The organism is Streptomyces sp. NPDC093089, from assembly GCF_044754405.1.
Taxonomy (GTDB): Bacteria; Actinomycetota; Actinomycetes; order Streptomycetales; family Streptomycetaceae; genus Streptomyces.
Window position 1 is genome coordinate 90,205 of sequence record NZ_JBIVPA010000008.1, and the last position, 19,504, is coordinate 109,708.

A 19,504-nucleotide genomic window follows, 5' to 3' on the forward strand; every position below is an offset into this window, starting at 1 on the left:
GAGGGAAACCCTGTGCGGGTTGGCAGGAGCAAATCAAGTGCGAACCGGCGGTACGGGTTATTCAACAAGCTTTCTCAAAAAGCTCTCCGCACCGCCTCCACCTCGCACACCCCCTCCCGCGAACTCCTCCCTGAAACACACACGTTCGGCGGCAGGGCCCGGGAGGGCTACAGGCCCGGGCCGTTGTAGGCGCCGCGGTGCGGCTTCGTGGTCGCCGAGACCGGGTTGCCCCAGTAGTCGCGTCCGCCGTTGCCGCTGATGACGGAGCCGTTGTTCAGGCCGGGGGAGGTGGCGCGCAGCTTGTACCCGTCGACGGAGTGGATGGTGTCGCCGCCGGTGCCGGGGTTAACGAACTGCGGGTCGGCGGCGATGCCGTTGGCGGTGGGCCGGGGTACGCCCTGGAAGACGTTCCACAGCCAGGAGATCCCGGGGCCGGTGGGGAGCCGGGAGTCGCTGGTGCCCACCCAGATGTTGTTCTCCATCACGCTCTCCTCGGGGAGCGTGATGTCGAACTTCTTGTCCGTGCAGTAGAAGACGTTGTTGTACATGTGCAGCGCGGACCGGCCGGCGCTGACGCTGCTCATGCGGCAGTCGTTCTCGGAGATGTTGTAGCGGATGACCTGCTGGGCGCCGCCGATGGTGCCGCACCCGTCGCAGTCGAGGAAGAAGCCGCCGATGTTGTCGCGGCTGAAGTTGTACTGGATCGTGCAGGTGCCGGTGTTGCCCCAGTCGCAGTCGAAGGCCTGGCTGTCGGCGACGGACATCCGCGTGATGCCGTACACGGCGTTCTTCTGGATGGTCGGGTCCTTGTCGCCGAGCACCCAGATGCCGGCGAAGTTGCCGCCTGAGAACGGGTAGACGCCGTTGCCGACGCCGGAGGCGTTGTTGTATTGGATCATGGGGGCGTCGGCGTAGCTGGCGATGATGCCGTCGCCGCCGACGTCCTTCAGGGTGTTGTTCTCGATGAGGACTCCGGTGCCCTTGACGGCCATGGCGCCGACGCGGATCTTGAGGCCGCCGCCGCCGGTGTTGCTGATCTGGTTGTCGTGGACGTGGACGTCGTTGAGGGTGGAGTTCGTGCCGCTCGCGCCGGTGACGATGCCGGCGGACTGGACGAAGTCCTCGGTGGTCGGGCTGTTCTTGCTGGTCTGGCCGGCGACGCGGTCGATGACGAGGGGACCGATGTCGTAACCGCGGTGCGCCTTGCCGTCGGTGGCGGAGATCCGCAGTCCGGTGCGCCGGGCGAGGGTGGCGGCGGGGTTGGTCAGTTTGAGGTCGGCGATCCGCCAGTGGTCCTGGTTGGTCAGGGTGACGGCGCTCGCCGCCCCGCCGCCGTCGATCACGGGCAGGGCGCCGGTGCCGTAGCGGGTGAGGGTGATGGGGGCGGCGGCGGTGCCGCTGCCCTGCGGAGCGAGCGAGCCGGTGCAGGTGGTGCCGGAGGCGAAGGCGAGCGTGTCGCCGGGGCCGTACGCCGTTCCGTTGGCCTGGGCGATGCTGTTGAAGGGGGAGGCCTGGCTGCCGTCGCCGGCGGACGGCCGTGAGCAGTCGACGTAGGTGGTGGTCCCCACCGCGGCGGCGGGCGCGTCGACGAGGGCGACGGTGCCGCCGAGGGCGAGGGCCGCGGCGAGGAGGCCGCGGCCCGCCAACTGTCGTACGGGGAATGGTCTGGTGGTCATGGAGCGCGACACCTTTCTGACGGTCCGGTGCCGCCAGAAGCTAGGTGCGGTCGATGATCGAGTCAATGCGATCCTGTCGATTGATCGAGTTTCGATCAGAAGATGGGCGATGGGTCGATCTCCTCCGCTCGTCGGTGGCGGGCACGCGCTTCAGGGCGAGCGCCAGCACCGCCGCCGCGTAGGCGCCGAGGACCCCGAGCCCGGCCCACCAGGGAAGCGGGAAGTACCCGGTGGACGGCGCGTAGTGGGCGAGGACGTGGGGATACGCGGTCAGGGTCTGCTGGGTGGCGAAGCCCGCGGCCGGAGTCAGGCGCAGCAGCCACCGGGACGGGCCGTCGGCGAGCAGCGGGAAGGACGTCACCACGTACGGGACCGCGACCGCCGACACGGCGACGACGAGCGCGGCCCAGGCCCGTCGAAGGAGGGCGCCGAGGGCGAGGGCGAGCACCGCGGAGAGGGCGAGCGCCGTGGCGGTGCCGACGACCACGCGCGCGCCGGTGAGCGGCGACACCGCGGGGACGGGGATCCCGTTCCCCTTGAGGACCGCCGCTCCCACGGGGATCACGAAGCCCAGGGCGAGGAGGCCCGTCCCGAAGACGGCGGCGGCCACGACGGCCGCCTTCGCCGCGAGTTCCGTACGGGTGGGCGGCGGCCCCGCCGCGGGGTCGCGTCGGTACGCGGTCGTGGCGAACCGCACCGCGACCACGAGCACGACGAGCAGGGCGAGGGCCAGGCCGCCGAGGGTGCGCTCCACCGGGCGCGCGCCGTCCTCGGCGCCCGCCGGGCCGATGTCGCCGGCTCCGGTGACGGTGATCGTGCCGTTCTTCCGCACCGCGCCCGATCGTGTGAAGTGCTTCTCCCAGTCGGTACGGTTCGCCTCGCCGACGAGGGTCTCCCTCCAACTCGCCGCCGGAGCCGTGCCGGTGACTGCCACGTGGTCGAAGACGCCGCTCGCCTGCGTCCAGCGCACCTGCTCCGTGGCACCGCCGAGGCCGGCCGGCCGCAGCGTCAGATCGCCGGGAGAGGTGGCGAACAGGCCGACCTGCACGGTCTCGGGGAGGCCGGGCAGCCGTGCCGTGCCGACCTTCGTCCAGTGCTCGCCGTCGGCGGACTCGTGGCCGGTGACGCTGTCGCCCGACCGGGTCAGCCGCAGCCAGCGCGGCGAGCGGGCCGAGACCCCGCCGCCGCTGCCCGCGATGTCGTGGAGGTAGTCGTACTGCATCCGCACGCCGTGGCCGCCGGTGAGCATCAGCGCCGCGTAGGAGGACCCCGGGCGGACCCCGTCCTTGATGACGATCCCGGCCTTCGCCCACGGGACCAGGCCCGGGACGAGCCGGTCGTGGTGCGGCGGCGGGTAGGTGATCGTGCCCTTCATGGACGTCAGCCGGACGGTGATGCCGCCGTTGCGCCCCAGGTCCTGGTGCAGGAGGGAGAACTGGTCGTTGACGAGGGTGCCGTCGGGGCCGGTCGGATCGGCCGGACAGGGGCCGTCGCAGGAGGCGCGGTTGCCGTGCGCGTGGAGCAGGCCGAGGGCGACGACGGCCAGCGCCGCGAGAACGAGGGCGACGAGTCGTCCCGGCCGCCGGAACCTGGTCCATTCCCGCCGGAGTGCTTCGTTGGTCTTCTCCATGGCTCGGTTGTACGGACACGGCCGTGACAGGGGCCGAACCGCGTCTGTCATGTCGCTGTTAGGTGCGGCACGGCATGCTGGGTCCGGCCGGACGCGAACGGGAAGAGGACCATGGGCATGCTGCGGGGCGGAACGGTGCGACGGCGCTTCACGATCTTGTACGCGGCCGGGTTCCTCGGCTCCGGGATCGTGCTGCTCGCGCTGACCCATCTGATGTCCGGCGTACGGCTGAGCACGGTCGCCCCCGGCCGGGCACCGACGCCCGTCCCGGCCGGCGAGTCCCGTCCCGCCGCCGAACAGCGCATCCGGTACCTGGAGGGGCAGCTCGCGGAGGCGCACGGGCAGCAGGGCCAACGCCTGTTCCTCGGCTCGCTGATCGCACTCGTGGTGATGGTCGGGCTCTCGCTGCTGCTCGGCCGGTTCCTGGCGGACCGGGTGCTGCGCCCGCTGCGCCTGATCACCGCGGCGACGCGGCGCATCTCGGCGGAGAACCTGCACGAGCGGCTCGCCGTGGCCGGACCGGCCGACGAGGTCAAGGAGCTCGCCGACACCGTCGACGGCCTCCTCGAACGCCTGGAGGCGTCCTTCGACGCGCAGCGCCGGTTCGTCGGCAACGCCTCGCACGAGCTGCGTACGCCCCTGGCGACGCTCCGGGCGACGCTGGACGTCGCCGTGGCCAAGCCGGAGCCCGCCGCGCAGACCCTGGCGCTCGCCGGTCGGCTGCGGACCGAACTGGACCGCCTGGACCACCTCCTCGACGGCCTCCTCGTCCTCGCCCGGGCGGAGCACGGCGCCTTCGCCGACCGGACCCCGGTGTCGCTGGCGGAGCTCGCGCGGGCGGCGCTGGCCGACCGGGCCGCCGACATCGCCGCCGGGGGGCTGACGCTCGACGCCGAGGTACGGCCGGATGCCTGGGCGCGCGGGAGCGGCGTGCTGCTGTCGCGAACGGTGCGGAACCTGGTCGACAACGCGATCGTGCACAACGAGGCGGGCGGCTGGATCCGGTTCTCCACCGACGACGACGGCACCGAGGCCCGCCTCGTCGTGGAGACGGGCGGGCGCGTCCTCGACCAGGGCGAGGTGGATCGCCTGGGGCGGCCGTTCGAGCGGCTCGGGGCCGCCCGCACGGGACCGGAGGGGAGCTCGGGCCTGGGGTTGTCGATCGTCTCCGCGATCGTCGAAGCGCACGGCGGCCGCCTCTCGCTCCGGGCACGGCCGGAGGGTGGCCTGTGCGTCACCGTGGCGCTGCCGGCCGCGTCCGACCTGCCGGACGCGGCCGCGAAGGCCCGGGTGACGGCATGAGGATCCTGGTCGTGGAGGACGCGCGGTCGCTCGCCGACGTCGTCGCCGAGGGGCTGCGGGACCAGGGGATGGCCGTCGACGTCGCGTACGACGGCCTGGAGGCCGCCGCGAAGCTCGACCTGAACCCGTACGACGTGGTCGTCCTCGACCGGGATCTGCCCGGCATCCACGGCGACGCGCTCTGCCGGATGATCACGGAGCGGGACGACCGCGCGACGGTCCTGATGCTGACCGCCGCCGGCGCGCCCGGCGACCGGGTCAGCGGACTGACCCTCGGCGCCGACGACTACCTCGCCAAGCCCTTCCACTTCCCCGAGCTGGTCCTCCGCGTCCGGGCACTGGCCCGCCGCCGGCCGACCACCCGGGCCCGCACCCTGCGTGCCGCCGGCCTCGAACTCGACCCGGTCCTCCGCACCGTGCTCCGCGACGGCCGCCCCCTCGCCCTGTCCGTCAAGGAGTTCGCCGTCCTGGAGGCGCTCCTGCGCGCCAGTCCGGGATTCCTGAGCGCCGAGGACCTCCTGGAGAGGGTGTGGGACGAGAACGCCGACCCGTTCACCAACACCGTCACCGTCACCGTCGGCCGGCTGCGGCGCAAGCTGGGCAGCCCGCCGGTCATCACGACCACGACCGGGGTGGGGTACCGGATCGCCGATGCACCGGCGCCGTGACGGCCCTGCCGCGCCGCTCGTACCCGCCCGCCCGGACGGGTCACGGCTCACCACCCGCCGTCGAAGAACGCCAGGAGCGCGGGGCCCGGGTCCGCCGCGGTCGTCGTGTTCGCCGCCGCGACCAGCACCGCGGCCAGCGCCGACGACACCGAGAGGACCACGAACGACGCCCGGACCAGCCGCGTCGGCCGGTCGGACGCCACCGTGCTCCGCGACCTCCGCCATCCCGCCACGCTCGCGCCGAGGAGGACGACCGCCACGACCGCGGCGATCACGGCCATCGCCAGGTGGTACCGGGCGAAGTCGCCGACCATCACGTCGAGGGCGGGCGGGGTCGGGCCGCCCGCGTCCGAGGGGTCGGCCAGTCGCTCCCTCACCTCGGCGAGGACGGCGGCGAGTCGGCCGTCGGCGGTCGCGCCGGTCGGCAGCACCGGGAAGAGGGAGGCGAACGGGGCCGCCGCTCCCTGGACGTTGGCCATCAGCGCCGCGAGCGAGACCGCGGCGAGTGGGATCACCGCGAACAGCGTGCCGAGCATGCCTGCCGACGCGAGAGCCGGCCTCCTTTCCGCGCCGTGCCCACCGGCCGTCAGGAAGGCCTTCCAGAGCAGGGCGGCGAGCGCGATGAGCGTGATCAGCAGCAGAGCGGCGATCACGGCCTTGACCACGTGGAACCGGAACCAGTGGTCGACGACCCTCGCCAGGTGCGGGGAGGGGTCACGGTCGCCGGAACTCCAGTACGCGACGAACGCCCCGCGGAACTCCCGGGCGAGGCCGCGCCGGTCGGCGAGAGCACCGTCCGCGCCGGTCGCCGCCGCCGTACGGGGGACGAGGACGAAGGCCGCCATGAGGACGCAGGACAGGGTGCCGAGGGCGGCGAGGGCGCGCCGGGGGATGCCCGCCGGTCGCGACGGGTCCGTGGGGTCGGTGTGGCCGGTGAGGCTGTGTGCTGGGGTCATGCCGCCACCGTCGCGTACGGGTGGCGGCGGGGTCACCGGAGCCTGCCGCACCTCCGGGGGTGTGGCAGGCCGTACCCCCGGAGGACGTACGGGACGACGCCGTCAGCCCCTGAGGTGGGCGAGGACGGCGAGGACCCTGCGGTGGTGGGCGTCGTCCGGAAGCAGGCCGAGCTTGGCGAAGATGTTGCCGATGTGCTTCTCCACCGCGCTGGCGGAGACGGCCAGTCTCCGGGCGACGGCCGTGTTGGAACAGCCCTCGGCCATGAGTGCCAGGATCTGCCGCTCCCGTGGGGTCAGGGTGTCGACGGGGCTGTCCCGGCGGCGCTCGGCGAGCAGTTGGGCGACGACCTGGGGGTCGAGCACCGTCCCGCCGCGGGCGACCCGGTCCAGCGCGTCCAGGAACTCGTCGATCCTGGCGACGCGGTCCTTCAGGAGGTAGCCGACGGCGCCGGAACCGTCCGCGAGCAGGTCCCCGGCGTAGGAGGCCTCCACGTACTGGCTGAGCATCAGCACGGGGGCTCCGGGCAGCCGCGAGCGGACGGCGATCGCCGCCCTCAGGCCCTCGTCGGCGTGCGTCGGCGGCATCCGTACGTCGACGATCGACACGTCCGGACGGTGCGCGAGCGCGGCCTCGACGAGGGAGGGGCCGTCCCCGACCGCGTCCACGACCTCGTGTCCGTCCTCGACGAGCAGGCGGACGAGGCCTTCGCGCAGCAGCACCGAGTCGTCGGCGACGACGATCCGCAGGGGGCGGCGCGGCGGCGCGGGATCCGGTGGCGGCACGGACTCCCGTACGGGCGGGGTCAGGGGCACGGCAACTCGGCGGTGATCGTCGTCGGGCCTCCGGCGGGGCTCTCGACCCGCAACCGGCCGCCGACCGCGCGCAGTCGGTCCTCCAGCCCCCGCAGCCCGTGTCCCTTGCCGAGCGCCGCGCCGCCCACCCCGTCGTCCGTCACCCAGACCCTCAACGTTCCCCCACCGTGCCGTAGGCCGATCGCGCACCGGTGCGCCCGGCTGTGCTTGGCCACATTGGTCAGCGACTCCGCGATCACGAAGTACGCGGCCGTCTCCACGCCGGCGTCCGGCCGACGGTCCAGGGGTACGGTATCGAGGACGGCGGGGACGGTGGAGCGCGCGGCCAGGGCGGTCAACGCCTCGGACAGGCCCCGGTCGGCGAGGACCGGCGGCGCGATGCCGCGCGACAGCGCCCTCAGCTCGTCCAGCGCCTCCTGGGCCTGCACGATCGCGTCGGCGAGGGCGGCCCGGGTCGCCTCGGGCCTGGTGTCGAGAAAACGCTGCGCCCGCCCGAGTTCCATGGCCAGGCGCACCAACCGCTGCTGCGGCCCGTCGTGGATGTCCCGCTCCAGCCTGCGCAATGCGGTCGCCTCGGCCGTCACCGCGGCGACGGTCTGCGCGCGGGCGGTGTCCCGCTCCCGCTCCAGCCCGCCGATCCTGCGGTGCAGCGCGGACGCGTCGGAGAGCAGCGCCTGTCCGAGCCCGGCCTGGGCCGTGGCGCACGCCCGGGTGACCAGCGGCAGGGCGCACAGCAGCACCAGGCCGGTGACGGTGCCGAAGGCGACCCGCTCGGCCGGCGACGACAGTCCGAGGCTCACGGTGACGTGCGACGCCGCGTCACCGACGTTCAGCGACAAGGGCCGCAGCGATCCGCGCGGCGCGTCCTCGTAGCGCAGCGCGCACGTCACGCAGGCGAGGCCGACGAACCACCACAGCGCGGTCACCACCGCCGTCACGAGGACGACGGGCAGCACCACCACCGCGTGGGCCGCGTCCGGCCAAGCCCCCGGAGCGAGCGCGTCGCCCCTGCCCGTCGGCCTCCGCCGCGGCTCGTACCGCGCCTCCCCCGTCACCTTGGCGATGCGCCACCGCTCCAGGTTCGCGCACCACCGCACGGGCTCCAGCGCCCACACCGCCGCCGGCGCGCCCCCGGGCAGCAGGAGGCCGACCGTCGCGCCCGGCACTCCGGCGAGCACCGCCACGAGTCCCGCCACCGCGGTCACCGGCGCGGTGAGCAGGTAGAGCGAGCCGACGAGCGCGTGCCGCACCGCCCGCGTGAGGGCCGGGGCGACGCCCGGCCGTCGAGGCCCGGCGGGGGCGGTGCCGGTGCGGGTACTGGCGCCGGTGCCAGTACCGTCGGCGACACCGGCTCCGGAGGGGAGTGACCTGGTCATCGGCCCACGCTAATACGGCTGTCGACCGCGCACGGGAGCGGTCCGATCCGGCGTCCCCCGGCCCGTCCCCGTCCCCCACTCCCCCGCTCTCCCGGTCCCCCGGTCCGTCAGGGGTTCGCGATGAGTTCGCCGAGTCGCACGGCCAGCCAGGGCCGGCGTCCGCCGGCTCGCATCCGGCCGCGGGCGACGGCCTTCCAGATCGGGGTGCGGCGGAAGGAGACGAGGAGGAAGTCGACCGGTGCGACGGTGAGGCGGCAGTCGTAGGCGCGGGGTGGCGCGTCGCGGGTGACCGTCATGGCGCCGTCGTCGATGACGACGGCGAGTCGTGGGCCGTCCTTGACGACGAGGTCGAGGGCGAGGGTGACGCCTCGGGCCTTCGTGGTGTCCAGGGCCAGGGTCATCATCGTCGGCATCGTCTGGCCGAGGACGAGCCGGGCCTCTTCCGGGGCTATGGGCCAGGGAAGCCCCGCGCCGCGGGCGATGTCGAGGCCGTGGACAAGGCTCTCGCTGAGCATCAGGCCGGTGAGGACCGCGAGCGTCAGGTCCCGCCCGAACCAGGGGACGGCCACGGGGGTGTCCGGGGCGAAGCCTTCGGTGCCCCGGAGGAACGCCTCGCCCCGCTCGGCGACGAAGTCGCCCAGGCGCGCGCGTTCTTCGTCGCCGAAGAGGCCGATGGCGGTGGCGTTCATCGCCGTGACGCGTTCGCCGAGCGACCCGCCGCCCGGCGGGAGCACGCTGTCCCAGTCCACGGCCTTGTCGTCGAAGGCGAGGGAGCAGTACGCGAGGTACACCGCGGCCACGTGCGCGCCGACGTCGCCCACCGTCCAGACCGGTACGCCGGATGCCGCGTTCCGGTCCGGCACCTCGCGCAACAGCCTGACCAGTCGCGGGATCACGTCGGCGAGGGCGGCACGGGTCCTCTCGTGCTCGACGACGGGATCGAACGCAGTGACGGTACCCATACCACTCCCCACGAGCCACGGATCGGGCCCGCAGATTACCGCCGAGTAGCTTGCTTGCGACACCCCTCCGCGCCCGCCCCCCGCCATCCGTCGCGGGCGGCTACGCGTCCACGGCGTCGGTCACGTGCCGCCAGCCGTCCAGGTCCGCGATGCGCGCCTCCAGGGCGGGGCGCATGCCCGTCGCACTGGACGTGCCGAGGGCGAGGCGCAGCGGGGGGTTGGGGCTGTCGACCGCGATGCGGATGCCCGCGGCGACGCGCGCCGCGTCGGAGAAGGCGGAGGCCGGCAACTCCGCGATGGTCTTGTGGACTTCGCGGACGGTCCCGTCGTAGTCGTCCAGGCCGTCCGCGACGTCGAGGTGGGCGAGGAAGGGGGTCGCGGTCATCCCGGGCTGGACGAGCGTGACCTTGATGCCGAGTGGCGCGACCTCGGCCGCGAGCGCGTCCGACAGCCCCTCGACCGCGTACTTGGTGGCGGCCAGGAGACCCACGCCGGGATGAGCGGACTGCCCGTACACGGACGAGCCCTGGACGATGTGCCCGGACCGCTGGGAGCGGAGCACCGGCAGCGTCGCGCGGAGCACGTTGAGCACGCCGAAGACATTGGTGTCGAACACGGCGCGGACCTGCGCGTCGGAGGCCTCCTCGACGGCTCCGAACAGCCCGTATCCCGCGTTGTTGGCCACGACGTCGATGCGGCCGAAACGGGTGAGCGTGCGCTCCACCGCGTCCCGGACGGCTCCCTCGTCGCGTACGTCCACCGAGACGAGGAGCAGGCGTTCACCATGCGTTTGCGCGAGCTCGTCGAGGGAGGAGGTGTCGCGGGCGAGGGCCGCGACGGTGTCGCCGTTCTCCAGCGCCTGGAGCGCGAGTTCGCGGCCGATGCCGGACGTCGCCCCGGTGATCAGCCATGTGCGGAGCAGGGCCTGGTGGTTCATCGCTTCGTTCACGTTGCGACCGTAAGCCGTTAGCTCGCAACACGTCAACGTCGATCGGCGGTGCAGTTGCCCGCTAGTCGAATTAGCGCCCCGCGCGCTGATGTACCGTGGGGGCATGGTCACCGAGGCAGCCGCGTCCCCCGAACCCAGCGCACGCACCGTCACGCCGACAGTGGAGACCGTTCTCGCGTTCGTGAACACGCGCGCGGACGGATCAGGGCGCCGGGAATTGTTCGGGGACGGGGACGCGCTCGCGGAGTGGCTGGCGGGGAGCGGGGAGTTCGATGGCGAAACCGTGGTCACCGACGCCGACGCCGCGGTCGCGCGCGAACTGCGTGACGCCCTCGTGGTCGTGCTGCTCGCGCACTCGGGCGACGAGGAGGGTCTGGGTGAACCGCTGCTGCGTGCCGAGCGGCACCTGCGACGCGTGGGTTCCCTCTACCCGCTGGCGACGGTGGTCACGGCCGGCGGTGTGGAGCTGGCCTCCCCGCAGACGGGGGTGCCGCGCGTGTTCGGCACCGTACTGGCCGCGGTGACGACCTTCGCGCAGAGCGGCGACTGGAGGCGCATCAAGGCGTGCCGGAACCCCCCGTGCCATTTCGGCTTCTTCGACCGCACCCGCAACGGAGCCGGGCTGTACTGCAGCACCGGCTGCGGCTCCCAGGTGTCCATGCGCAAACACCGCCAGCGGCAGCGCCGTGGCGGTGTTGCGGAGTCCGAGGCGTGAGGGCCCCCTCCGGCGACTGACCGGTGGTGCCGGCCAGCCGGTGGTGCCGCGGCCCAGCCAGTGGTACCGGCCTAGCCGGTGGTGCCGTCGAGCATCTCGCGGAGGATGTCCAGGTGGCCGTTGTGGCGGGCCGTCTCCTCGGTGAGGTGGAGGAGGATCCAGCGCAGGTCGACGTGGAGGCCGTCGCGGACGGGGCGCTTCGCCTGGGTGTCGAGGTGGTGGGCGGCGACGAGGTCGCGGTAGCGGGCGCTCTGTTCGGCGTACTCGTCGAGGAGTCGGGCGAGGGGGAAGTCGACGGCGACACGCATCTCGCGGTCGGGGTCTTCCCGGGTCCAGGGGCCATGGTCGTCCTCGCCGAGGAAGACGACCTGGAACCAGTAGTACTCGACCCAGCGGAGGTGGTTGATCAATCCGCTCATGGTCATCAGCGGTGAGCCGGGCAGGAGCGCCTTGCGGGCGTCCTCCTCGGAGAGGCCGTCGCACTTGGCGCGGGCGGTGCCCCGGGTGTAGTCGAGGAACGTGGTGAGCTGGGTGCGCTCGTCCCACGCGGACGGCGTGTCATCGGTTCTGGTCATCGTGGTGAAGAGTCCCCGATCACCGTGACCGGTGTCGACGGATTTACGGAGCGTGCGGGCGGACGGGCCCCGCGGGATCGGGGGCGGGCCCGGCGCGGAAGGCGATCATCGCCGTGTCGTCGCCGTGGTCGGACAGTTCGTCGAGGAGGAGGAGCAGGGCGGGGAGGGGCTCGTCGCGGTGGTGGGCGGCGGCTTCGGCGAGGCGCCGCTGGCCGTCGGCGAGGGAGGAGCTGCGGGACTCGATGAGGCCGTCCGTGTAGTGGAGCAGCGTGTCGCCGGGAGCGAGGGTGTGGTGGTGGCTCGTGCGGGCGATGCGGGGTCCGACGCAGAGCGGCGGGTCCTCGCCGCTGCCGGTGAGGAAGCGGGGACTGCCGTGGGCCGGGACGAGCAGGGGCGGCGGGTGGCCCGCGTTGGACCAGGTCATGTGCCAGGTGCCGTCGGGGCGGGGACGGAGGTGGGTGTGGACGGCTGTGGTGAAGGGGGCGCCGGCCAGGCCTTCGGCGACGTCGTCGAGCATGGAGAGGACGGTGGCGGGGGTGCGGTCGGGGCCCTTGTGCCAGGCGAGGGCGCGGAGCATGCTGCGCAGCTGGCCCATGGCCGTGGCCGCGGCCAGGTCGTGGCCGGCGACGTCGCCGATGTCGAGGACGAGGGTGCCGTCGGGGTGGACGATCGCGTCGTACCAGTCGCCGCCGATCTCGTGCGAGGAGCTGGCGGGCTCGTAGCAGGCGGCCAGGTCGGCGCCGGGCACCTCCGGCGGCCGGGTGAGGTGGGCGCGCTGGAGGGCGAGGGCGGTGCGGCGGGCCTGCTGGAGGTCGACGGCCTTGCGGATCGGCCGCTGGGCGTGGTGCAGCACCTCCCGCAGCAGCTCGACGTCGGCCGCCGCGGGGACGGGCGTGTCGCCGTTGGTGCTGGTGGCCGCGTATCCGAGGACGATGCCCTCGACGACGAGCGGGACGAGCGTCAGGCTCGTCGCGCCCGAGGCGACGAGCCACCGCTCGGTGACGGCCGGGACGAGGTCGCGCGGCACGGGCCCGCCCTCCGGGAGCAGGAACGTGCGCGGCACCCCTCGCTCCAGCACCTCGCGCACCGTCTCGGTGACGGTCACCCGCTGGCCGAGCAGCGCCGGCGGTGCGGGGAGGCCCGGGCGGGTGGCGGAGGCCACGCGGCGAGCGGTGACCGTGGCGTTCTCGGGCAGTGGCCACTCCTCGTGGGACAGCAGCAGGATCAGGCACGCGTCGGTCAGCTCGGGCACCACCACCCCCACCACGGCGGCGAACGCCTCCTCCGGGCTCCCGCCCGACACCGCGGCCACCTGCGCGAGGAGGCTCTCCCGCAGGTGCGTGCCCCAGGTGTCCTCCACGTCGGCGGTCGCCGCGATCCACTCCGTCACGCGGCCCTCCTGCACGATGGGGACGCTGCGCGTGGACAGGTGCCGGTACGAGCCGTCGGCCGCCCTGATCCGGAACGTGCCCTGGAAGACGCCGCTGCCGCCGCGCTCCGAGGCCGCCCGCCACGCGCCCCTGAGCCTCTCCCGGTCGCGGGGGTGCACGAACGCGTACCAGCTCCCGTCCGCCCGGCCGACCCACGGCGCCCCGGTGAGCTGCTCCCAGCCGGACACGACCTCCTCCACGGAACCGTCGGCGTGCAGCACCCAGACCATCTGCGAGACGGCCGAGACGAGCGCCTCGTACCGCTGGAGCGCACGGCTCTCCGGCGTCGTGTCCATCGCCACCACCAGGATCCCCGAACCGTCCCTGGTCGTGACGGGACTGCACGAGTAGACGAAGCGCGCCGCCTGCTCGACCGCGCCCGGATCGGTCTCCCGGGCGCCCGTGACCTGCCGGGCGCGTCCCGTGGCCCGCACGTCGGCGAGCACCGACAGGAACCGCCCCGCGTCCGGGTCCGGGAACGCCTCCCGGGCCGGCAGTCCCACCGACCGCGGGCCGAACATCCTGGTGAAGGCCTCGTTCGTGTAGATCAACCGGTGCTCGGGCCCGGCGAGCAGCGCGACCGCCGCGATCGTCGCGTCGAACAGCTTCGGGTCCAGCGCCCGGGCCGAACTCATCGCGCCCCCGCCGCACCGAACGCACCGAGGCCGTCATCGAGGATCCGGGCGCGAGGCCCCGCCACGGAGGTCCACCCGTCTCTCATCACACCAGCGCCGCGCATTTCCTCATCTTCCCTGGTCAACCGGTTCGTTCCGCCGCGCCACGCGGGCTCGGGAAGGCCTCGGCCCGAGAGCGGCCCCAGGGGGCGGCCGCGTCGTGCCGCCGATCCTGGATACTGCTGCGATGCAGCAGACGCCGCCCGTGGAGCCCGAGCCCGTGTCGGCGGACCCTCCGCACCGCACGGACCGCACCCTGCTGACCCAGTCCTGGCTCGACCTGGCGTTCCTGCACTGGCCCGTGGAGCCCGCCGAGGTGGCGCCGCTGTTGCCCGCCGGTACGGTGCCGGACACCCTCGACGGGGTCACGTACGTGGGGCTCGTGGCGTTCCGGATGCACCGGGTCGGCTGGTTCCGGCTCCCGGGGATCCCGTACCTCGGGAGCTTCCCCGAGACGAACGTCAGGCTGTACTCCGTCGACGGGCACGGGCGTCGCGGGGTGGTGTTCCGCTCGCTCGACGCGTCCCGACTGCTTCCGGTGGCCGTCGGCCGATGGGGGTTCCGGATCCCCTACGCCTGGTCGCGGATGAGCGTCCGGAACGACGGCTCCACCGTGACGTACCGCAGCAGGCGGCGGTGGCCCGGGCCGCGCGGGGCGCACAGCGCGATCACGGTGGACGTCGGGGAAGCGGTCGAGGAGCCCACGGCGCTGGAGCACTTCCTGACCGCGCGGTGGGGCATGCACAGCTCCCTCCTCGGACGGCCCCTCTACCTCCCCAACACCCACCCGCGGTGGCCGCTTCACCGGGCCCGGCTCGTCTCCCTGGACGAGAGCCTCCTCACCGCCGCGGGACTCACCCGTCCCCTCGGCGAGCCCGTCAGCGTGCTGTACTCCCCCGGCGTCCCGGTCCGGTTCGGCGGTCCGCCCCGGCAGCCGTTCGGCGCGGGCGTCCCGCACCAGCGACGGTCCGGCGGCGGCTGACCCGCCGCGGTACCGGTCGACGTCACCGGCCTGGAGATCCGGGACCGCACCGTCCCCGGCGGCCCTGGACGACGCGTACTCGGGTGCGGTCGGGTGCGGTCGGACCCTGGGTATTCCCCGGCGACCCATCGGAATCCCGATGGCGGGCATCGGGTTCTCCATTGGTGGGGTGTTCGTGGCGGGTCTACGTTCGAGGACATCGCCGCACCGACGGTCCGGAGGGACGCGTCGGGGTGGGCGGTGGTGATTCCCCGGGCCCGGAGGGCCCGCATTCGGGCCCGCACTTCCTTGGAGCGAGAGCATGTCGAAGATCCTTTTCGTGATGACCGGTGCCGACCACTGGACGCTGGCGGACGGTACGAAGCACCCGACCGGCTTCTGGGCGGAGGAGGCGGTGACGCCGTACGAGGCGCTGACGGCGGCGGGGCACGAGATCGTCGTGGCGACGCCGGGCGGTGTGGTGCCGACGGTGGACCGGGGGAGCCTGGCGCCGGAGGCCAACGGCGGGCAGGAGGCGGCGGACAGGATCGCGGCGGTGCTCGCGTCGATGGAGGAGCTGGAGAAGCCGATCCGGCTGGAGGACGTGGAGCTGGGTGAGTACGCGGCCGTCTTCTACCCGGGCGGGCACGGCCCGATGGAGGACCTGGCGGTGGACACCGCGTCCGGCAGGCTGCTGGTCGAGGCGCTGGAGTCCGGGAAGCCGCTGGCGGTCGTCTGCCACGGGCCGGCCGCCCTGCTGGCGGCGACGCGGGCCGACGGCGGGAACGCGTTCGCCGGGTACGAGGTCGCCGCGTTCACCGACGCCGAGGAGAAGCAGGCGGGGTTCGCGGACAAGGCGAAGTGGCTCCTGGAGTCCCGTCTGGTCGAGGCCGGTGTCCGGGTGCGGGTGGGCGAGCCGTGGGCTCCCCACGTGGTCGTCGACCGCAACCTGGTCACCGGGCAGAACCCCGCCTCCTCCGCGCCGCTCGCGGCCGAGGTCGTCAGGATGCTGGGCTGACCGGGGCGACACCTCCCGGTCGGACCGTCCACGGCGGGCACCCCGTACCCATAGGGCGATCGATAGGGTGACGGGGTGGCGCATGTGAATTCCGATGGCACCGCGGCGGTGCCGCCGTCCGGCACCGCCCCCGTGTCGGACCTGAATCTGCTGCGTACGTTCCTGGCGGTCTACCGCTCCGGCTCGTTCACGGCCGCGGCGGGACTGCTCGGCCTGTCGCAGCCGACGGTGACCGCGCAGATCCGTTCGCTGGAGCGCCAGACGGGCCGGGAGCTGTTCGCGCGGCTGCCGAGGGGGGTCGCGCCGACTCCGGTCGCCCACGACCTGGCGGCGCGCGTGGCCGCGCCGCTGGACGCGCTCGCCGCCGCGACGGGGCACGACGACGCGCGCGACGAGCGGGCCGCGCCGGTCCATCTGGCCGGACCCGCCGAGCTGCTCTGTACGCGGGTGATGCCCGCGCTCGCCCCGCTCGCCGCCGAGGGGGTGCGGCTGCGGGTGACGCCGGGGCTGACGGATCCCCTCCTGGACGAGCTGCGGGCGGGCCGGCACGACCTGGTGATCGCGACGTTCCGGCCGCGCGGGCGGACGCTGCTCGCCGTACCGCTGATGGACGAGGAGTTCGTCCTCGTGGCCGCCCCGGTGTGGGCCGACCGCCTCGGCGAACGCCTGACCGGGGAGGGGCCGTCGGCGCTGCACGCCGTACCGCTGGTCACGTACGCGGAGGACGTGCCTATCGCCCGCCGCTACTGGCGGCACGTCTTCGGCACCCGGCTGTCCTGCCCCGCCGCCGTCACCGTGCCCGACCTGCGCGGCGTCCTGGCGGCGGTCGTCGCCGGGGCGGGCTTCACGGTCCTGCCGCGCTACCTCTGCGAGGTCGAGCTCGCCTCCGGTGCCCTCGCGCTGCTGCACGATCCCGAGGAACCGCCCATCAACACCGGCTATCTCGTCCAGCGCCCCGGGCGGCCGGACAATCCCGATGTCGTCCGGGTCCGCGATCTGCTGGTCGACGCGGGCCGGAGCTGGTGATCCGGTGGGTACGGGGAGGGCGGCCGCCGCGGGCCGGGGTCAGGCGGCGGGGGTGAGGGGGATGGCGGCGGAGAGGACCGTGCCCTCGCCCGGGGCGGATTCGACGGTGAGGGTGCCGCCGAGTTGTCGGGCGCGGACGCGCATGGCGGGCAGGCCGTGGCCGCGGACGCCGCCGGGGGTGTCGGCGGGGTCGAAGCCGTGGCCGTCGTCGGCGATGTCGAGGACGACCTGGTCGTCGAGGTAGGTGAGGGTCAGGGCGGCGGATTCGGCGCCGGCGTGTTCGCGGATGTTGGCGAGGGCGCCCTGCGCGATCCGCAGCAGCGCGGACCGCACCCGCTCGGGGAGGGGCGTGAAGGGGACTCCGTCCTGGTGGAAGTGGACGCGGAGGGTTCCGGAGGCCTCGCGTTCGGCGAGGCCGCGCAGGGCGTCCTCCAGGCTTCGCCCGTCGGCGAGGTCGGCGGGGGCGAGGTCGTGGACGAAGCGGCGGGCCTCGGTGAGGTTGCGCTCGGCGATGGTCTCGGCGGTGCGGATGTGGCGGCGGGCGGCCACCGGGTCGCTGTCCCAGAGCCGGTCGGCGGCCTGGAGCAGCATCTGCTGGCTGGACAGGCCCTGGGCGAGGGTGTCGTGGATCTCCATCGACAGCCGCTGGCGCTCCGCGAGCGTCCCTTCGCGCCGCTCGGTCGCGGCGAGTTCCCTGCGGGTGCGGACGAGGTCGGTGATGACCGTGCGCAGCCGGTCGGCCTGCCTCTGGGAGTACACGAAGACCGCGGTGGCGACGGCGGCGCCGGCCGGCGGCGCGAACAGCAGGTTGGGGTCGAAGCCGAAGCGCAGCCGCAGCTTCATCTGGCCGGCCACGACGCAGGCGGTGATCAGGGCGGCCAGGAGGATCGCGGACCGGGTACGGAGGGACCGCAGGCCCGTGTAGTAGAGCGGCACGGCGCACCAGGCGAAGCTGGGCGCGAGCACCACCAGGGTGCACCACGAGCCGATCACGGCGGCCAGCCAGAGTCCGTGGGTCGCGGCACGGCCGCCGGGGGCGGGGGTCCGCCCGGGGCCGAGGATCGGGCCGAGGACGTAGAGGAGGGCCAGCGCGGCGGCGAGGACGACCACCCAGGGGGTGGCGGGGGCGCCGGGGTGGACCATCAGGTAGCGGGTCAGCGACGAGCCCAGGAGGACGAAGAACGCCACGTGCATCACGGTCGCGAGCCAGCCGGCATCGGGATCGGCGTCCTCCGTGTCCAGGGGCCACCGTTCGTTCGTCCGCACCGTTCGCTCCTCGTCTCCGGCCGTCTCCTCGGGGTCAGGTTATCCGGAATGATCTCTTCCGTATCAACCGATCGGCTGACCCCCGGGTCCCCCACCGGGTGCGCCGGGCCGAGCCTCCAGGCCGACCGGAACGGCCCGTGTCCGGACCCAGGATGGATGTCAGAGCGGGAACGCAGAGGCTTCCCGGCCCCGAGGGGCGATCACCAAGGAGCTGAAAACCATGAAGAAGCTGTCCCTGCGCACCCGTGTCCTCACCGGTACCGTCGCCGCCGGCGCCCTCGCCGCCGGTACGTTCGGCGCCGTCTCCGCCAACGCCGCCACGCCGGCCGCCGCCCCCGCCGCGGTCACCGCCGACGCCGCGAACGGGAACACGACGCAGTCGACGCACCTGACGATCGAGGCCGCGACCAAGGCCGCCCAGGCCACCCTCGACGCCGCCGAGAAGGAGAACCAGCGCGTCTCCGTCGCCGTCGTCGACCGCAACGGCAACACCCTCGTCACCCTCCGCGGCGACGGCGCCGGCCCGCAGTCCTACGAGTCCGCCGTCAAGAAGGCGTACACCGCCGTCTCCTGGAACGCCCCCACCTCCGAACTCGCCAAGCGCCTCACCAACGCCCCCACCCTCAAGGACATCCCCGGCACCCTCTTCCTCGCCGGCGGCGCCCCCGTCACCGCCAAGGGCGCCCCCATCGCCGGCATCGGCGTCGCCGGCGCCCCCTCCGGCGACCTCGACGAGAAGTTCGCCCAGGCCGGCGCCGCCGCCCTCGCCAAGTAGGCGCCCCCAGAACGCCGGCGGCACCCGTCCCCCCGTACAGGTGCCGCCGGCTCTTCCCCACGGTGACGACGGGCATCGGCATGACGGACCTGGAGGACCGAGATGAGCGACTGCAACCACCGCCTGCTGGTGGCCGCCCGCCGGGGTGACGCCCACGAGGTCCGCGCCGCTCTGGAGGCGGGCGCCTCCGTGGAGGCCCGCGACGAGGAACTGCGCTCGCCGCTGCTCCTCGCCTCTCTCGGCAGCCACGTCGAGGCCGCCCGGGTCCTGGTCGCCGCCGGCGCCGACCCCGACGCGCAGGACCGCAGCCACGACAGCGCCTGGCTCGTCACCGGCGTGACCGGAAACGTCGAGATGATGCGCGTCCTGCTGCCGGCGGGCCCGGACCTGACCCTGCGCAACCGCTTCGGCGGCATCTCGCTGATCCCCGCGGGCGAGCGGGGCCACGTCCCGTACGTCCGCGCACTCCTGCGGGAGACCTCCGTCGACGTCGACCACGTCAACGACCTCGGCTGGACGGCCCTCCTGGAGGCCGTGATCCTCGGCGACGGCGGCCGGTCGCACCAGGAGGTCGTGGAACTCCTCCTGGCCGCCGGCGCCGACCCCGCCCTCGCGGACGCCGACGGCGTCCCGCCCCTGCACCACGCGGAACGCCGCGGCTTCACCGAGATCGCCGCCCTGCTCAGGGCGGCGCGAGGCCCCGTCGACGACGCGGCCCTCACCGTGTGAGCA

The 19,504-nt window shown here is 73.8% G+C and carries 18 protein-coding genes; 8 read left to right on the top strand and 10 right to left on the bottom strand.

The window, feature by feature from the left end:
* Positions 1-167: 167 nt before the first annotated feature.
* Positions 168-1,676, bottom strand: a complete 1,509-nt coding sequence (locus tag ACIQFX_RS19870) for a right-handed parallel beta-helix repeat-containing protein (protein ID WP_402464814.1) — start codon at positions 1,674-1,676, stop codon at positions 168-170.
* 40 nt (positions 1,677-1,716) lie between these two features.
* Entirely contained in the window at positions 1,717-3,306 is a 1,590-nt protein-coding gene (locus ACIQFX_RS19875) for a hypothetical protein (RefSeq protein ID WP_402464816.1), read from the bottom strand.
* Positions 3,307-3,423: 117 nt separating this feature from the next.
* Between ACIQFX_RS19875 and ACIQFX_RS19880 the strand changes: the two genes are divergently transcribed.
* Both ACIQFX_RS19880 and ACIQFX_RS19885 read left to right on the top strand, forming a co-directional pair.
* Positions 3,424-4,608 (top strand): sensor histidine kinase, encoded by a 1,185-nt coding sequence (locus tag ACIQFX_RS19880; protein WP_402464819.1) that lies wholly within the window; start codon positions 3,424-3,426, stop codon positions 4,606-4,608.
* Complete coding sequence (locus ACIQFX_RS19885; RefSeq protein WP_402464821.1) at positions 4,605-5,276, top strand: response regulator transcription factor; 672 nt, start codon at positions 4,605-4,607, stop codon at positions 5,274-5,276. Before ACIQFX_RS19880 ends, ACIQFX_RS19885 begins: the two co-directional genes overlap by 4 nt.
* Positions 5,277-5,323: 47 nt before the next feature.
* Here ACIQFX_RS19885 and ACIQFX_RS19890 read toward each other — a convergent pair whose 3' ends face one another.
* The 5 genes from ACIQFX_RS19890 to ACIQFX_RS19910 form a co-directional block, all read right to left on the bottom strand.
* Positions 5,324-6,232 carry a hypothetical protein gene (locus ACIQFX_RS19890; protein ID WP_402464824.1) on the bottom strand — a complete coding sequence of 303 codons (909 nt, stop codon included), beginning with the start codon at positions 6,230-6,232 and terminating at the stop codon, positions 5,324-5,326.
* A gap of 102 nt (positions 6,233-6,334) precedes the next feature.
* Complete coding sequence (locus tag ACIQFX_RS19895) at positions 6,335-6,979, bottom strand: response regulator (protein WP_402465613.1); 645 nt, start codon at positions 6,977-6,979, stop codon at positions 6,335-6,337.
* Positions 6,980-7,035: 56 nt separating this feature from the next.
* Positions 7,036-8,421, bottom strand: a complete 1,386-nt coding sequence (locus ACIQFX_RS19900; RefSeq protein ID WP_402464826.1) for a sensor domain-containing protein — start codon at positions 8,419-8,421, stop codon at positions 7,036-7,038.
* Positions 8,422-8,528: 107 nt separating this feature from the next.
* The gene (locus ACIQFX_RS19905; RefSeq protein WP_402464829.1) at positions 8,529-9,383 is read right to left on the bottom strand and encodes a maleylpyruvate isomerase N-terminal domain-containing protein; all 855 of its coding nucleotides are present in this window, start codon (positions 9,381-9,383) and stop codon (positions 8,529-8,531) included.
* Between the two features lie 100 nt (positions 9,384-9,483).
* A complete protein-coding gene (locus ACIQFX_RS19910; protein WP_402464831.1) occupies positions 9,484-10,332 on the bottom strand; it encodes an SDR family NAD(P)-dependent oxidoreductase in 849 nt (282 codons plus the stop codon).
* A 103-nt stretch (positions 10,333-10,435) separates the two neighbouring features.
* On the opposite strand from ACIQFX_RS19910, the gene ACIQFX_RS19915 reads away from it, so the two are divergent.
* Positions 10,436-11,047 (top strand): CGNR zinc finger domain-containing protein, encoded by a 612-nt coding sequence (locus ACIQFX_RS19915; RefSeq protein ID WP_402464834.1) that lies wholly within the window; start codon positions 10,436-10,438, stop codon positions 11,045-11,047.
* A gap of 71 nt (positions 11,048-11,118) precedes the next feature.
* Here the strand turns inward: ACIQFX_RS19915 and ACIQFX_RS19920 are convergent, their stop codons facing one another.
* Together ACIQFX_RS19920 and ACIQFX_RS19925 are read right to left on the bottom strand one after the other, a co-directional pair.
* Positions 11,119-11,622, bottom strand: coding sequence for a DinB family protein (locus ACIQFX_RS19920; RefSeq protein ID WP_402464836.1), 504 nt, complete (start codon positions 11,620-11,622; stop codon positions 11,119-11,121).
* Positions 11,623-11,665: 43 nt separating this feature from the next.
* On the bottom strand, positions 11,666-13,687 hold the full coding sequence (locus ACIQFX_RS19925; RefSeq protein ID WP_402464839.1) for a SpoIIE family protein phosphatase: 2,022 nt from the start codon (positions 13,685-13,687) through the stop codon (positions 11,666-11,668).
* Between the two features lie 226 nt (positions 13,688-13,913).
* Between ACIQFX_RS19925 and ACIQFX_RS19930 the strand changes: the two genes are divergently transcribed.
* From ACIQFX_RS19930 to ACIQFX_RS19940, 3 genes are all read left to right on the top strand, one after another.
* Positions 13,914-14,708, top strand: coding sequence for a YqjF family protein (locus ACIQFX_RS19930; RefSeq protein ID WP_402464841.1), 795 nt, complete (start codon positions 13,914-13,916; stop codon positions 14,706-14,708).
* 301 nt (positions 14,709-15,009) lie between these two features.
* Positions 15,010-15,705 (top strand): type 1 glutamine amidotransferase domain-containing protein, encoded by a 696-nt coding sequence (locus tag ACIQFX_RS19935; protein WP_402464844.1) that lies wholly within the window; start codon positions 15,010-15,012, stop codon positions 15,703-15,705.
* Between the two features lie 75 nt (positions 15,706-15,780).
* Positions 15,781-16,731, top strand: coding sequence for a LysR family transcriptional regulator (locus ACIQFX_RS19940; RefSeq protein WP_402464847.1), 951 nt, complete (start codon positions 15,781-15,783; stop codon positions 16,729-16,731).
* A 39-nt stretch (positions 16,732-16,770) separates the two neighbouring features.
* On the opposite strand, the gene ACIQFX_RS19945 is transcribed toward ACIQFX_RS19940, so the two are convergent.
* Positions 16,771-17,925: a sensor histidine kinase gene (locus ACIQFX_RS19945; protein WP_402465615.1), complete on the bottom strand. Its 1,155-nt coding sequence runs from the start codon at positions 17,923-17,925 to the stop codon at positions 16,771-16,773.
* 292 nt (positions 17,926-18,217) lie between these two features.
* Between ACIQFX_RS19945 and ACIQFX_RS19950 the strand changes: the two genes are divergently transcribed.
* Both ACIQFX_RS19950 and ACIQFX_RS19955 read left to right on the top strand, forming a co-directional pair.
* Positions 18,218-18,772: a heme-binding protein gene (locus tag ACIQFX_RS19950; RefSeq protein ID WP_402464850.1), complete on the top strand. Its 555-nt coding sequence runs from the start codon at positions 18,218-18,220 to the stop codon at positions 18,770-18,772.
* Between the two features lie 102 nt (positions 18,773-18,874).
* The gene (locus ACIQFX_RS19955) at positions 18,875-19,501 is read left to right on the top strand and encodes an ankyrin repeat domain-containing protein (RefSeq protein WP_402464852.1); all 627 of its coding nucleotides are present in this window, start codon (positions 18,875-18,877) and stop codon (positions 19,499-19,501) included.
* The last annotated feature ends 3 nt before the right edge of the window (positions 19,502-19,504 follow it).